Origin of the sequence: Fluviicola chungangensis, from assembly GCF_007558725.1 — a bacterium.
Taxonomy (GTDB): domain Bacteria; phylum Bacteroidota; class Bacteroidia; order Flavobacteriales_D; family Crocinitomicaceae; genus Fluviicola; species Fluviicola chungangensis.
This window is the reverse complement of sequence record NZ_VLPL01000001.1, coordinates 291,936-304,994: the sequence shown is the minus strand read 5'-3', so window position 1 is coordinate 304,994 and position 13,059 is coordinate 291,936. Positions and strand designations below refer to the sequence as shown.

The following is a 13,059-nucleotide window of genomic DNA, read 5'->3' as shown; positions in this document are numbered from 1 at the left end:
AAAAAGAGGGATTGGCAGTTGAAAAACAATCTCTCTTTTCAATTTTCACATTGTCAATTATCAATTTAGAATTATGGAAGATTCACGAAAAATCATACAGGATATTTTGGTCCGGAAGGCTGGATTGAAGCAGGATATTTTTCAGGACACGAAGAACCATTTCGAACGCTTCAAATCTCATTTAATGGAAGAGATCGGGGCGCTCAGAGCATCTGTAGAAGACAGTCGGATACGCTTGCACCTGGAATACAAAGGAGAATTCCAGATCCAGGTATACATAGGAAGTGATGTGCTTGTTTTCCAGATGCATACCAACGTATTCAAGCTTCCGGATGAACATCCTTTGTGGCAAACGGATTACCTGAAAGAGGACAAATCGCGCGGGTATTTCGGAATCATCAATATTTACAATTTCCTGGCCGAATCCTACCTGAAAAACAGGAGTAACGATCTGGGGTACCTGATCGGAAGGGTTTTTGTTAATAAAGACGAACATTTCATGGTAGAAGGAAAGGGACAGCTGGGCTTTTTATTCCGGGATTTGACGAATTCCATCCTGACTGATCCGATCCTTACGAATATCATTCATGTGTCATTTTCCTATGCACTGGAGTTCGATTTATTAGCCCCGCCGTATGAAATCGTATCAAAAGTGACTGTGTTACAGATGCACGAAATAGAAGCCAGTAGTCAAATGTCCACAGGTAAAAGACTGGGTTTCAAATTTGAAGCAGAAGACAAAGATATTTTTTAGAAAAAAGCGTCGGAAAATCTTGCAAATAGGAAAAATCCAAGTATATTTGCACTCCGAAATTCAAAAACGGCCCATTCGTCTAGTGGTTAGGACGCCAGGTTTTCATCCTGGAAACAGGAGTTCGATTCTCCTATGGGCTGCCAACTTAGTTGGCCCATTCGTCTAGTGGTTAGGACGCCAGGTTTTCATCCTGGAAACAGGAGTTCGATTCTCCTATGGGCTGCAAATTTTAGTTTGTAATAAAAGAAAAAAATGGCAAATCACAAGTCAGCACAAAAACGAATTCGTTCTAACGATGTTAAGCGTTTGCGTAACAAGTACCAACACAAAACAACACGTAACGCGGTACGTAAACTTCGTTCTTTGAAAGATAAGAAAGAAGCAAGCGATCTATTGCCTGTTGTAACTTCTATGTTGGATAAATTGGCAAAACGCAACATCATTCACAAAAACAAGGCTGCAAACTTGAAATCAGGTTTGACAGTTGCTGTGAATAAATTATAAGAATTTTCATTAAGAAATGAGAAGGGTCTTGTCTGCCAATGGCGATGAGGCCTTTTTGTGTTTTAATAAAGTTTCATGAAGAAATGGGCTTTGTTTCTACTCGTTACCTCTTTCTGTCCGCTTATCGGCGAGGCACAATCTCCCTTTGGAAATTACTTCCAGGATACATTAAAACCCGGACACCGTATTTCGGGCAGGCTGGATTCCGTTGATGCAAACCTCGCGAGTTATCAGCATACGCTCCCAGGAGATTTCAATCCTTTTCAGTTTAATTTCTCATTTTCAGACCTGAGTACCGGATGGCTGAAACCGCAGGTAAGACGGTTTTCATCGATACCACACATTGCATTTGAATATTCCATGGGATCCAAATCCGCCCAGTTCGGAAAAATCACCTATACCCAGGCGATTGATTCAAATACGTTTATCCAATTCGATTATATCCGCAACAGCACACTGGGGAATTTACGCAATTCAAGTTTTGAACGGAATACGGTGCAACTTGGAGTGATGCATCGTTCGAAATTCTACGGAACCATCCTTGATGTTTCATTCTACGGAAACAATAACCGTTTAAGTAACGGATTGCTTGGCGATTCCATCCGGGAAGGTTTTGCGCTTCAATTCCAGGAAGTGGAAAAACAAAATGCGGAAAATAAAACAAAGGAACTCCACATCGATTGGAAAAATTACATCTCATTTACCAAAGATTCCTTACAGAAAATAGGCGTAATCCTGCAACCGCGATTGGATATCAAAAATCAACGCTACCTGGAACAGGATACACTCCCGCAAATCTATGGATTTACCAATTACGATACTGCAAATACAGCAGATTACTGGGAATTATCATCACTAAAACTAAATGGCGGTTTTTTTTATAAGAATCGCGGATTCAATATTGAAGCAGGAGTTGGGACACGTTATTGGGATTATGACAACTTAGTTATTCACCAGGACACGACGGAAGTTCACGGGTTTGCGGCACTGGACATGCATGTCAGGGGATATTCCCTGAATGCGCTGGCGAATTACACTTTTGTAGGGGCAAACGGAGAAGCCCGGATTATGGCCGATGCAAAGAAAGCTTTCGGGAAAAACATATTTTCAGCAAACGGAGCGTTCATCAGACAGTACCCGGAAAATTATCAGCGATCGTATTACGGAAATACCTTGTCCTATAGCTGGACGGATAAAGTATTGAGCACTCGGACCTCACTGAAACTAAACTGGACGAATCAAAATCGGTTTGTTCCTTTTTTCCTCCAGGCCTACACCGAGAATAATTCAAAAATGCCGGTTTTCATTCAAAACAAATGGAGACAGGACACCTTAACATCCTTGAATGTGTTGGGAATACAGGCCGGATTTGAATATTCATTCAGAAAATTATTAGTACAGGGAAGGGCTAGTTACCGGGAGAGCACCGGCGACATTCTTCCCAACTGGCTGATTTCCGGACGAATTGCTTATAACGGCGGATTGTTCAAAGCGAAAAAATTGAAAACAGTAACCGGTATAGAAGTAGGGTATATCATTCATTACCAATTGATTGATTTTGTTCCCCAAATCAATACCTATACTTTACCATTTACCGGCAGACAGTTTAATGACATGATGAAATTGCATTTTTTCAGTCAATTTGATCTGGGATACTTCCGGTGGTTCATTCGTGTGGAAAACATTGAGCAGACTTTTGTAAAGCCAACCCATTTCGAAGGGGTGGGGTACCCGGTTACACCGCTTCAACTCCGGTTTGGAGTTTCATGGGATTTTTTCAATTAAACCAAAGTCTAAAAGGGTTCAAAGGTTTAAACTTTTGAACATTAAAACCTTTGAACTTTAGTTTTTCATTTCGTGTGTATAAAGGAAACCTTTCCTATATTTGAAGACCAAAAAACTATACATGGGATTATTAGATAATAAAGTTGTATTAATTACCGGTGCATCCAGAGGAATCGGCAAATCCATCGCGGAAGAATGTGTAAAACAAGGTGCTAAAGTGGCATTTACCTATTTATCTTCAGAAGAGAAGGCACGTGCCTTGGAAGCGGAGTTAACGGCAAACGGAGGAGTAGCAGTTGGATTCAAATCGGATGCAGCAAATTTCGACCAGGCACAAAAATTGGTTGACGATGTTGTGGAGAAATTCGGAACCATTGATGTGCTTGTTAATAACGCAGGTATTACGCGTGATACACTCTTGATGCGAATGACAGAAGAGCAATGGGATGAAGTGATCAATACGAATTTAAAATCTGCATTCAATCTGACAAAAGCAGTTCAGCGCCCGATGTTGAAAGCGCGTTCGGGATCGATCATCAATATGTCATCTGTTGTAGGTGTTAGCGGGAATGCCGGTCAGGCAAACTATGCAGCATCTAAAGCAGGTTTGATCGGATTCACAAAATCAGTAGCTCAGGAATTGGGATCCAGAAGTATTCGTTGCAATGCAATCGCTCCGGGCTTCATTGAAACGGAGATGACCGGTGCACTAGATCAAAAAGTAGTGGAAGAATGGAGAAATTCCATTCCATTGAAAAGAGGAGGACAACCGATCGACGTTGCAAACGCCGTAGTTTTCCTGGCATCTGATATGTCAGCATACATTACGGGACAAACACTTCACGTGTGTGGGGGAATGTTGATGTAAACAAATCGAATAGGTTTTTATAAATACAAGTAGGGGTGCGATTAATTGGGTATACGTATTATTCGCACCCAAACTATTTTATAATATAAACTGTGTTATAAAATGCACAAATATTGGAGGCGCTTACCAGTCGCCACTTAGGCGAGTGCGGTAGCCGAGCAGTTAATTTGTGCATTTGTGGGAAAGATAAAGAGTGCGTGCCAGCAGGCACTGAAATGCTGAAGCACCTAGGATATTTTGGCACTACCTGTTTAAAGTACATAATTCCCCTTACCAGTCGCCTCTTCGTCTTGCAATGACTCATAAAACTATGCGTTTACACAATTCAAAAGCGAGTGCGGTAGCCGAGCTAAAATTTGCGCATTTGCGGTAAAAATTAAGTATGGGTGTCAATTGTGATTAATTCCCGATTAATCGCGCCCCTACTATTTTGTCAATATTCTTATGAATAACTTCTGGATGATCCCACCCGGGAGAAAATCCCAAGCACCTTACGAAGCAGATCATAGTAAAGTGCCACGATCAACAGAATAGTCATTCCCCACAAGACCAAAATATTTGCAAGGAATGTGCTCATCGGAATGCCGAACCAGTATTTTTTATACGAATAGAACGGAGCATTTAACAAGCGCGTATTCTTTGGATCGATATAAATCGGATCGTCTTTCTGGATCAGCTCATCATCCGTCACAATAATTTTTTGCACTTCCGTGCGGTTTGTAACCAGATCCAATAAACTTTCATTGACATGCATGGACTGCGAAAGTTCATAATTTTTCTCACCCATTTTCATTACCAACCGATCCAATTCTTCCGTGGTTTCGTTGTATGTCAAATTGTATTGCTTCTTTAATATTTCAAGGAAAGCACCAATATTGAACTGGACTTCCTGGATAGATGATTTTCCTTGTTGTAATTTCTCCAATCCGGCAATACAGTCCTTGCATTCCAAGTTATCCCAATTGGAAATTTCTTTCTCCACCTCATTCGCCAAAATGCGTTTTGCTTTTTCAAAGTCGCTCAGAGAAGATTTTTTGTCCGCCAAAATCGTCAATTGGTTCTTCATTTCAGGAATCCAGTAATCCCGTTTCCAACCTGCATTACTTTGCTTCTGATGCAATTCAAATTGCTGGCTTTCGTGCTGGTTGTCTTTCGCCTGAACCACAGCCAATGCTTCGTAAGCCCAGCGTGATGCCATTGCATTTCCAACCCATGGAACTTCATTGTTGGAAGAGAAAATAGGATGGAGCTTGTCGAATTTCACGATCACACCCGAAAAGATCAATTGCGGAATAATCAATAGGGGAACAATGATGTAGATGACTTTCGCAGAGTTGAACGCACTTGAAATGTTCAGTCCAAGGATATTTGCCATGCAGGAAGTGGAGAACAGGATTACCCAATATTCCCACCACAACCCATGAATTTCAAGAATCAGGTTACCAATCAGTACAAAAGAAGCTGTTTGAATAGCCGAAACAATAAACATAATCAGGATTTTCGACCACAGATAGGAGCCCAGGGAAAGATTCAGGAAACTTTCGCGCTTCAGGATTTTCTTATCCTTGATAATTTCTTCGGCTGCCACTGTTAACCCCAGGAAAAGAGCAACTACCACTGAAATAAACAAATATTGCGGGATATTCTCGTTTTCGTAAAACACATAGTCCTCGTGTCCTTTTCCGTCCGTATTGAAAAACTTCACAAAGAATGAAAGAATTGCCGCTAAAACAGGGGCTTCCAGCATGTTGATAAACATGTATTGCCTGTTTGCCAGTTTGCTCAAAACATCTCTCAGGAAGAATACCTTGAACTGTTTCACCTTATTTGCAATGCGGGAAGTTCCTTTGATCGGTTCGGTGATCTCCTCGATATCCGGAGTTTTGTAATGAGACAAATAACGTTCATTCCATTCTCTAGGAGAGACTTTGCGCACTTTGGTCTGATTTCCGTATTCATCAACCACTTTCGATTCAATGATATTGAAAATCTGTTCCGGGTTCACGTTTCCGCAAATCGGGCATTCACGCTCATTCGCATTGACATGATGCACATGGGTTTTAAAGTATACAACCGCATCGATCGGATTTCCGTCAAAGATCGGATAACCTCCCTGGTCCAGGATCATCAGTTTGTCAAACATTTTGAAAATCTCAGAAGACGGCTGATGGATTACCACGAAGATCAGTTTTCCTTTGAGGGAAAGCTCTTTGAGCATGTCCATGATATTTTCGGAATCGCGGGAAGAAAGCCCCGAGGTCGGTTCATCCACGAACATCACGGCCGGCTCACGAATCAATTCCAATGCAATATTCAGGCGTTTGCGCTGCCCGCCGGAAATCGTCTTTTCAAGCGGACTTCCGACCTTTAAATGTTTAGCATCACCCAACCCGATATCTGAAAGCAGGTCCAGGACTTTTTTCTTCAACTGGGATTCGGACAGATCATTGAAACAAAGCTTCGCATTAAAGTACAGGTTTTGAAAGACCGTCAATTCCTCAATCAACAGATCATCCTGCGAAACGAATCCGATGACTCCTTCAAGCTTTGATTTTTCACGGTGAAGATCCACTCCGTTAATTGTAACTGCGCCGTGCGAAGGAGCGTAGTTTCCGTTCAGAACGTTCAGAAAAGTAGATTTCCCGGCACCGGAACCACCCATCACACCCAATAATTTTCCGGATTGTTCTATGAAATTGATTTCATGCAAACCAATTTTTCCGCTATTGAAGTGAAATTGCAAGTGATCGACTTTAAACGTGATCTTTTCCCGGTTCGCATCATTCAGGAAACGGGAAATAACATCGCTGTAATAAATCGGTGCGGATTTATTGGTACGCAGGGTGGACCCCTGGTTTAAAATATGCCTTCTTTCATTGGAAACGATCTGTCCGTTGAGGATCAATTCGTCGTGACCAAAATACCGGAAGAACAAAATATTGACACTTTCGAGGCGAATTACGGATATCAAACCGTCAAATCCATCCGGTTTGATCAGTTTTGCATGTGTCAGTTCCAGGTCCTTTTCAGTGATGTACATAAAATGGTCATCATCGAGGATGGTTTCACTTGATGCCTCAACAAAAGATTTTAATTGCTGGTACTCGAAATCCGGGATGTTGAACGATTCGGAAACAGTGTGAACAAATTCCTGTTCCTGTTCGTGTACGTGGTCGTTCGCATGAATAAAGTCAAAAATACGCAGCAACACGATCATTTTTTGTCGCTGAGTCAACTCTTCATTGATCTGTGCACAAATGCGTAAAACTTTTACGGAGTTTACGGATGTTCTTTTGCGCTGTCCATCTTTTTTTCCGGATCCTGAATGGTGAACTAACAGGAATTCGTCAAACAACTGAATGTACTTCTGCAGCAATTCGTCGTTTAATTCTGTTCTTAAAAATGCTTCTACAATTCGTCGTCCATTGGAACTTTCAATGGCTTCGCTTGTGGGGTCTGTTACTTCATCAACCTTCGCGATAATCGCGAATAACTGCATTAGAGCGCGGAGTATGCGTTCACTCATGCTATCCTGGAATTATTTAATAAAAAATACTATCTCTTGAATCCGATCATCATTACGGCACAGCCGGTGATTTTTTTATCCATGTCCAATTCCGTTTCTATGATAACGGGGATGGTTCTGGGTACTTTAAAATCCCAATAGGAGGAGTTTTTATATTTTCTATTGGAAAAAAGTACCGTTCCCTGTAAATCTTTTACGGTAAAAATGACATATTCATCATCGGTGCCTGCAGTAGCGGCAATCCGATATGTGGTCCCTCCGAAGAAGGTGGTTTTGAATTCCGCTTTTTCACGATCCAAAAAAGCCGTATAAACTTGTCCGTCGGAAACGAAATTCTGCTCTTTTCCTTTTAGTATTTTCTCACAGTCCTTTACTAAGGTTTCACAATCCTGTGCTTTTACTCCAAACCCAACGAATAAAGTAAAAATGCTATATAATGCTAACTTTTTCATATGACTAGTGTTATTCGATTACTTTTCCCCGAATGGATTCGATTTTCTGATTAATAAAATTCAAGGTACTGGAGTCAACAGTTACAACTGTTTTGTGTCTCAGTGTCGTTGTTTTTTTCTTCGCATTGGTAATAGGCGGCATGAATTCATAATTGATCGTGATTTGATCAAAATAGAATTTCAGGTCTTTCATATCCTTGATTAATTCATCCCATTCACCTTTTTTATTGTAATCCGAAAGCAGATCGATAATCGTATTCAGTGTTTCTGTTTGCTCTGCAATACGGTCCAGAATCTTCTGGTTGGCATGCTCTTTATTGATATTACAAGCCAGGTACATGGATTCGATCCATCCGCCGACCAGGATCAGGGCAGAAACGCTCTTGCGGTTATTCGATTTCAGGAAGTTATCCGATTTTTTAAACGCATCGGAAACGATGACCATCATGGAATCCTTGTTGGTAGAATTCTTCTCGAAACGGGACATGAAATTTTTGTCAAAAGCTCCTTCCAACCCCAGTTTGCTGGTCAATTTTTCAATCGTTGAAAGGTATTTTAAAGCGATGCTGTTTTGCTTATAAATGGACACATATCCTAAATCCGTTCCGTAAACCCCCAGATTCATGGCTTTTTTGTATTCGGAAGTATAATCACCTACCTTTTCCAGGTCGTTCAATAAGAACTCGTTGTAGGGCGATTTGGATTCCTCCAGCAACATGGCCATTTGCATAGGTGAAGGAATACTGAAGATCTTGTCATCGAACTTAGCATTCAAGGAACTATTGGGGTCAATGACTTCCTTGCTTATTTCAGGCTTCTTTTCTTCCTCCGAACCACAGGAGCTAATCATAAGTACAATCCCGGTACTTACTGTGAAAGTAGTTAATAGCTTATTCATAAGTCGCATTGTTTCTTCGTTAACGTACAGACGAAAATATACAAAAAAATGTTAATGGAACTTCCTTGTTGATAATTCTGAATCGGAATTGTTTAAAACGTCGGTCTGAACGAATAGTTCCGGATTCTGATTAAATTTGTATCGATTGTATGAGAATGCAAATGAAGATCAGAAATGAATGATCCTGTATTTTTGAATATAAAGAAAGAAAACATGAATATTCGTCCGAGAAGAAACCGCAAAAATGCAGCCATCAGAGCCATGGTGGAAGAAACGCAGTTGGGCCCTCAACATTTGATTTACCCGTTATTCCTGAAGGATGGTAAAAATATCCGGGAAGAAGTTGCTTCTTTACCGGGAAATTACCGCTGGAGTATTGATCAGTTGCTTCCGGAGTTTGAAAAGTGGATGAACCTGGGGATTATGACATTCGACCTGTTTCCTGCGGTGGATGAGCACTTGAAGGACCAAATCGGGAGTTACAGTTATGCCGACGAAAATTTCTACCTGCATAGTATCCGCACCCTGAAAGAGAAGTTCCCCGAAGCAGTTCTGATGTCAGATGTGGCTCTGGACCCGTATTCTTCAGACGGACATGACGGATTAGTGGTCGACGGAAAGATCGTGAATGATCCTACTTTGGATATTTTGGGAAGAATGTCAGTTGCCCAGGCGCAGGCAGGAATTGACATCATCGGGCCTTCCGATATGATGGACGGGCGAGTAGGATTTATCCGCGACGAGCTGGATGCTGCGGGTTTCCAGGATGTATCGATCATGTCGTATACCGCAAAATATGCGAGTGCGTTTTACGGACCGTTCCGGGACGCATTGAATTCCGCACCAAAAAGCGGGGACAAAAAGACGTACCAGATGAATCCGGCTAACAAACGGGAAGCATTGATTGAAGCGGAACTGGATATCGCTGAAGGAGCAGATTTTATCATGGTAAAGCCGGCTTTATGTTATTTGGACATCATTCATTTATTGAAAGAAAACTTCGCAACACCGGTTACTGCTTACAATGTGAGTGGCGAATGTGCCATGGTTTATGCAGCGGCTAAGAACGGCTGGTTGGATTACGACCGCGCAGTGATGGAAATGCTGTTGAGTATCAGACGAGCAGGAGCAGATGGGATTTTGACGTATTTTGCACCGGATGCAGCGAGGATGATGAAATGATCCTAATTCAAAATGCAAAAGTTTTAATCGTACGGTATGCGCCAGTCCGACCTAATAGACATTATTAACTTGTCTGATTCTTTATTATATTCAAAAATAAGTCTGTAATCCTGGATCAGAATAGATTCATCCTTATTGATATTGCAATTGATCTTTATTTGTGATTGAAAGTAACTTTTCAGCTTATCAGCTATTGATTTGTTGATTTCGTCTTGTTCGAATCTTAGCATTATACTTTTGAAAGTGCAATTCGATGTGTCAACGGATAAAATAACATGAAATTCAGGAGATTCTTTAAGAAGAGACTTGTCTTTTGAAACAATCTTATAAATGTCCCTACAAATTTTTGAATCAGTTTTCCCTGAAAAGGTCGGAAGTTCGAAACGTTTTCGTGGAAGCTCTTTGTAATTCGGATCGATAAATTCTTTGTTGTAAAAGTACAAGTAATTAGGAGGATTGTTCAGGCCAACAATTTTTAAATTAAATATGTAGCAGCAATCGCATGCAGCAAATGTTTCCGTTACTTCTTCCAGAATTGAATCTTTGGGGTGTAAATTCATGTCCTCTTCATGAATATATTTTCCATTCAATAATTTAAGACGAGTTGTTTTTGCTCCGTAATGAATTGAGATCAGTACAGAATCTTCAGACAATCTAACTTCAGGGTTATTGTAGCCAGCGCAATTATTACTACAAGACAAACTAATAAATGTAGTATCTCCTATGGTTTCCTTGCCTAAGAAATGAGGTTTTACATAATATATTCCTCCACATTCCGACGACTGAATGTCTACCAAACGAACGGAATCTTTTTCTTGTTGAGCCCGTACAATCAATGATGCCATACCTAAAAAGAGGATCAACAGGATACGCATAGAGTTAATGGATTAAAGATTGAAAATGAAAAACACTCTAAACAACCTCAGGATCATTACAAGAGCAAACACCACACAACTAATCAGTAAAATGATCATTCCACTATTACGGGTCGACTGATTGAAAGAGTGTACTCTTTGACCATTGGGAAGCGTTTTTTTACTCGAAAGCATATAGATTCCCATGATAATCCCGAAAAAGGAAAACAGAAAGGCAAGGATATAACCGATAATCACCCAGTATCTGTCATCCTTTTCCGGCTGAGCCAATTCATCCATGCGTTGCTCTTTGAGCACCGTCAACTGTTGTGCACTGATTTCTTTGCCGCGCTTTTTTAAGATCTTCTGCGCCAACTGAAAATCAAACGGGCTCCATTCGTCTTGTTTGGAGATCAAATCAATTAATTCTTCATCTGTAAACTGAAAAAGGTAGTAATCCGGGGCTATTTCATCGGGGTCAACTTCTGCCAGGCGATTTCGGAGCTCATCCACACGGGCAAAATCTTCCGGGTACAATTTGATCCGGTAATCCCGATGATGATTGGCGTTTGCAAAACTAACGTCAAATATTTCCACATCATCTTCCAGCTCGAAAGGAATGTTTTCCGCTCTCAGCAGTTCTGCAAAAGCTTTCAGTTCGGCCGTTGTTGCAAATTTTTCGTAGGTGACAAATTCGGACATAGTTCCCTGGGGTTATAAGGTTTCTGTTTCGGTCAATATCTTCTCATTACGAATGAAAGATAACAGAATTATTTCTATTTTAACGGATTGTGCAGGTCATCGATAAAAAAACGGTTTACAATTGCCGCCTCAATCGTTTTCGGAGGTGATCCGAACCGTTCGATTCCCAATTTGATGATCGTTTCCAGGTTTTTCCCTTCACTGGCAAGTGTTTCAATGTATTCTGTTTCATAGGTATCACTGCAATAAACAATTTGGGTTTGTCCGAAAGCTTGTGCAAGTGCTTTACTGAAATTTAAGATGTAGGAACGCTGCGGAACTTCAGTGAGATTTGAATACTTATGTTCCGGAAAATACATAACTTCAATTGTTTCCCTGTTAAAATAAATAAATCCGAAATAAGTAACTAAAGAAACCTGTATAAATCCCGTTTCATCTACCCGTTCGGGATCTTCATTGTTTTCCCAGGATTCCAATAGATCCGCTTCTGTATAATTCTCCCAAGTACTTTTTTTCTCCAATCCGGATAAAATATCCGCACGTTTATATCCGAAATACAACTTACTGGCACTATGTTCAATAAATACGTCCTTTAATTGCTGCTGTTTTTCCAGCCAATCCGGAAAATCCATCACTTGTTTTGCGGATAATCGGTGACCGGTTATTACTCTTAAATCAATTCCCATACATGTGTAAAAATACGTTATCTGAATAAAATATCCGGAACGAATATCAATTCGTTCTCTGCGAATATCAACTGAAGGAACAAATTCGTATTTGGATAAATTATCATCTGTATATTTACTGTACACAAACTTAAAATCAACAAGATGAAATTAAAAATGGCTTTTTTATCGGTTGCATTTTTGCTTTTGGCAAATGTGGCTGGTGCGTTCACAATCCGTTACTACAATAACGATTCTAAAAAGTACACGATGGAGGTTCGTTCCAATGGATCTACTCAGAAAATCGAATTCAGTGCTTCTACCACAAGTTCTGCGTCTGTTCAGACCAGTGCTTCTGAAGTAGAGATTAAAACAGAATGCGGCTGGGTGAAAGTGAAAGACGGTCAAAAAATCTCTATCAAGAACGGTTGTATCAAGATTGAGTAATGGGGTTCTTACAGGATATGAAATCCGGGTTTGCTTCGGCGGATCGGGATATTAAGACTTATCTATAAAGACAACTAAAGCTGCCCACTTTTCAATGGGCAGCTTTAGTTTAATGATGCATCATTTTCACACAACTATGGTTTGTCATTGGACAACCGCAATGCAGGTGATAAATGATGGCATGTGCAATCGTCAAAACAATTAAAACGTGGATTGCAATGACCAAAAACTTACCGGCTCGTTGAAAGCGTTTATCAAGCTCGTGTCGTTGAACATGTGCTTTGAAGAAAAATGCGCCTATTAAGGCGATGAACTGAAGGGTCAGTAACCCGATAACGTGAAATGGAAACATTTATTTATACTTTAAAATTCAAGCGAATATGCGTCGATTTTCAGTGCGACGCCGGTGGTAAAACAGTGAA

Annotated in this window: 13 protein-coding genes and 2 tRNA genes; 8 read left to right on the top strand and 7 right to left on the bottom strand. The window is 40.5% G+C overall.

Going from position 1 to position 13,059, the window contains the following annotated elements; translation table 11 throughout:
- The first annotated feature begins 73 nt into the window (after positions 1–73).
- The 6 genes from FO442_RS01470 (at position 74) to fabG (ending at position 3,911) form a co-directional block, all read left to right on the top strand.
- The gene (locus FO442_RS01470; RefSeq protein ID WP_144331358.1) at positions 74–754 is read left to right on the top strand and encodes a hypothetical protein; all 681 of its coding nucleotides are present in this window, start codon (positions 74–76) and stop codon (positions 752–754) included.
- Between the two features lie 68 nt (positions 755–822).
- Positions 823–897: transfer RNA gene (locus tag FO442_RS01465), tRNA-Glu, on the top strand.
- An 8-nt stretch (positions 898–905) separates the two neighbouring features.
- Positions 906–977, top strand: a tRNA-Glu gene (locus FO442_RS01460).
- Positions 978–1,006: 29 nt separating this feature from the next.
- Positions 1,007–1,258 (top strand): 30S ribosomal protein S20, encoded by a 252-nt coding sequence (rpsT, locus tag FO442_RS01455; protein WP_144331357.1) that lies wholly within the window; start codon positions 1,007–1,009, stop codon positions 1,256–1,258.
- Positions 1,259–1,333: 75 nt separating this feature from the next.
- A complete protein-coding gene (locus tag FO442_RS01450) occupies positions 1,334–3,043 on the top strand; it encodes a putative porin (protein ID WP_144331356.1) in 1,710 nt (569 codons plus the stop codon).
- Positions 3,044–3,164: 121 nt separating this feature from the next.
- Positions 3,165–3,911: a 3-oxoacyl-[acyl-carrier-protein] reductase gene (gene fabG, locus FO442_RS01445; RefSeq protein ID WP_144331355.1), complete on the top strand. Its 747-nt coding sequence runs from the start codon at positions 3,165–3,167 to the stop codon at positions 3,909–3,911.
- Between the two features lie 442 nt (positions 3,912–4,353).
- Here the strand turns inward: fabG and FO442_RS01440 are convergent, their stop codons facing one another.
- Genes FO442_RS01440 through FO442_RS01430 form a run of 3 tightly spaced genes read right to left on the bottom strand, consistent with a single transcriptional unit; the run spans position 4,354 to position 8,787 of the window.
- Entirely contained in the window at positions 4,354–7,437 is a 3,084-nt protein-coding gene (locus FO442_RS01440) for an ATP-binding cassette domain-containing protein (protein WP_144331354.1), read from the bottom strand.
- A gap of 29 nt (positions 7,438–7,466) precedes the next feature.
- Positions 7,467–7,889 carry a hypothetical protein gene (locus FO442_RS01435; protein ID WP_144331353.1) on the bottom strand — a complete coding sequence of 141 codons (423 nt, stop codon included), beginning with the start codon at positions 7,887–7,889 and terminating at the stop codon, positions 7,467–7,469.
- 10 nt (positions 7,890–7,899) lie between these two features.
- Entirely contained in the window at positions 7,900–8,787 is an 888-nt protein-coding gene (locus FO442_RS01430) for a hypothetical protein (protein ID WP_144331352.1), read from the bottom strand.
- A gap of 213 nt (positions 8,788–9,000) precedes the next feature.
- On the opposite strand from FO442_RS01430, the gene hemB reads away from it, so the two are divergent.
- Positions 9,001–9,969 (top strand): porphobilinogen synthase, encoded by a 969-nt coding sequence (gene hemB, locus FO442_RS01425; protein WP_186279825.1) that lies wholly within the window; start codon positions 9,001–9,003, stop codon positions 9,967–9,969.
- Between the two features lie 23 nt (positions 9,970–9,992).
- Here the strand turns inward: hemB and FO442_RS01420 are convergent, their stop codons facing one another.
- From FO442_RS01420 to FO442_RS01410, 3 genes are all read right to left on the bottom strand, one after another.
- Positions 9,993–10,844: a hypothetical protein gene (locus FO442_RS01420; protein WP_144331350.1), complete on the bottom strand. Its 852-nt coding sequence runs from the start codon at positions 10,842–10,844 to the stop codon at positions 9,993–9,995.
- A 12-nt stretch (positions 10,845–10,856) separates the two neighbouring features.
- Positions 10,857–11,525, bottom strand: coding sequence for a hypothetical protein (locus FO442_RS01415; protein WP_144331349.1), 669 nt, complete (start codon positions 11,523–11,525; stop codon positions 10,857–10,859).
- A gap of 74 nt (positions 11,526–11,599) precedes the next feature.
- Positions 11,600–12,337 carry a hypothetical protein gene (locus FO442_RS01410; protein WP_144331348.1) on the bottom strand — a complete coding sequence of 246 codons (738 nt, stop codon included), beginning with the start codon at positions 12,335–12,337 and terminating at the stop codon, positions 11,600–11,602.
- Positions 12,338–12,355: 18 nt separating this feature from the next.
- On the opposite strand from FO442_RS01410, the gene FO442_RS01405 reads away from it, so the two are divergent.
- Complete coding sequence (locus FO442_RS01405; protein ID WP_246073799.1) at positions 12,356–12,637, top strand: hypothetical protein; 282 nt, start codon at positions 12,356–12,358, stop codon at positions 12,635–12,637.
- A gap of 109 nt (positions 12,638–12,746) precedes the next feature.
- On the opposite strand, the gene FO442_RS01400 is transcribed toward FO442_RS01405, so the two are convergent.
- Entirely contained in the window at positions 12,747–12,989 is a 243-nt protein-coding gene (locus FO442_RS01400; protein ID WP_144331347.1) for a hypothetical protein, read from the bottom strand.
- Between the last annotated feature and the right edge of the window lie 70 nt (positions 12,990–13,059).

What these genes read in the sequence shown, in the direction of transcription:
- FO442_RS01470 (WP_144331358.1), top strand. Translation starts at nt 74, where the DNA reads ATGGAAGATTCACGAAAAATCATACAGGATATTTTGGTCCGGAAGGCT.
- rpsT (WP_144331357.1), top strand. Translation starts at nt 1,007, where the DNA reads ATGGCAAATCACAAGTCAGCACAAAAACGAATTCGTTCTAACGATGTT.
- FO442_RS01450 (WP_144331356.1), top strand. Translation starts at nt 1,334, where the DNA reads ATGAAGAAATGGGCTTTGTTTCTACTCGTTACCTCTTTCTGTCCGCTT.
- fabG (WP_144331355.1), top strand. Translation starts at nt 3,165, where the DNA reads ATGGGATTATTAGATAATAAAGTTGTATTAATTACCGGTGCATCCAGA.
- FO442_RS01440 (WP_144331354.1), bottom strand. Translation starts at nt 7,437, where the DNA reads ATGAGTGAACGCATACTCCGCGCTCTAATGCAGTTATTCGCGATTATC.
- FO442_RS01435 (WP_144331353.1), bottom strand. Translation starts at nt 7,889, where the DNA reads ATGAAAAAGTTAGCATTATATAGCATTTTTACTTTATTCGTTGGGTTT.
- FO442_RS01430 (WP_144331352.1), bottom strand. Translation starts at nt 8,787, where the DNA reads ATGAATAAGCTATTAACTACTTTCACAGTAAGTACCGGGATTGTACTT.
- hemB (WP_186279825.1), top strand. Translation starts at nt 9,001, where the DNA reads ATGAATATTCGTCCGAGAAGAAACCGCAAAAATGCAGCCATCAGAGCC.
- FO442_RS01420 (WP_144331350.1), bottom strand. Translation starts at nt 10,844, where the DNA reads ATGCGTATCCTGTTGATCCTCTTTTTAGGTATGGCATCATTGATTGTA.
- FO442_RS01415 (WP_144331349.1), bottom strand. Translation starts at nt 11,525, where the DNA reads ATGTCCGAATTTGTCACCTACGAAAAATTTGCAACAACGGCCGAACTG.
- FO442_RS01405 (WP_246073799.1), top strand. Translation starts at nt 12,356, where the DNA reads ATGAAATTAAAAATGGCTTTTTTATCGGTTGCATTTTTGCTTTTGGCA.
- FO442_RS01400 (WP_144331347.1), bottom strand. Translation starts at nt 12,989, where the DNA reads ATGTTTCCATTTCACGTTATCGGGTTACTGACCCTTCAGTTCATCGCC.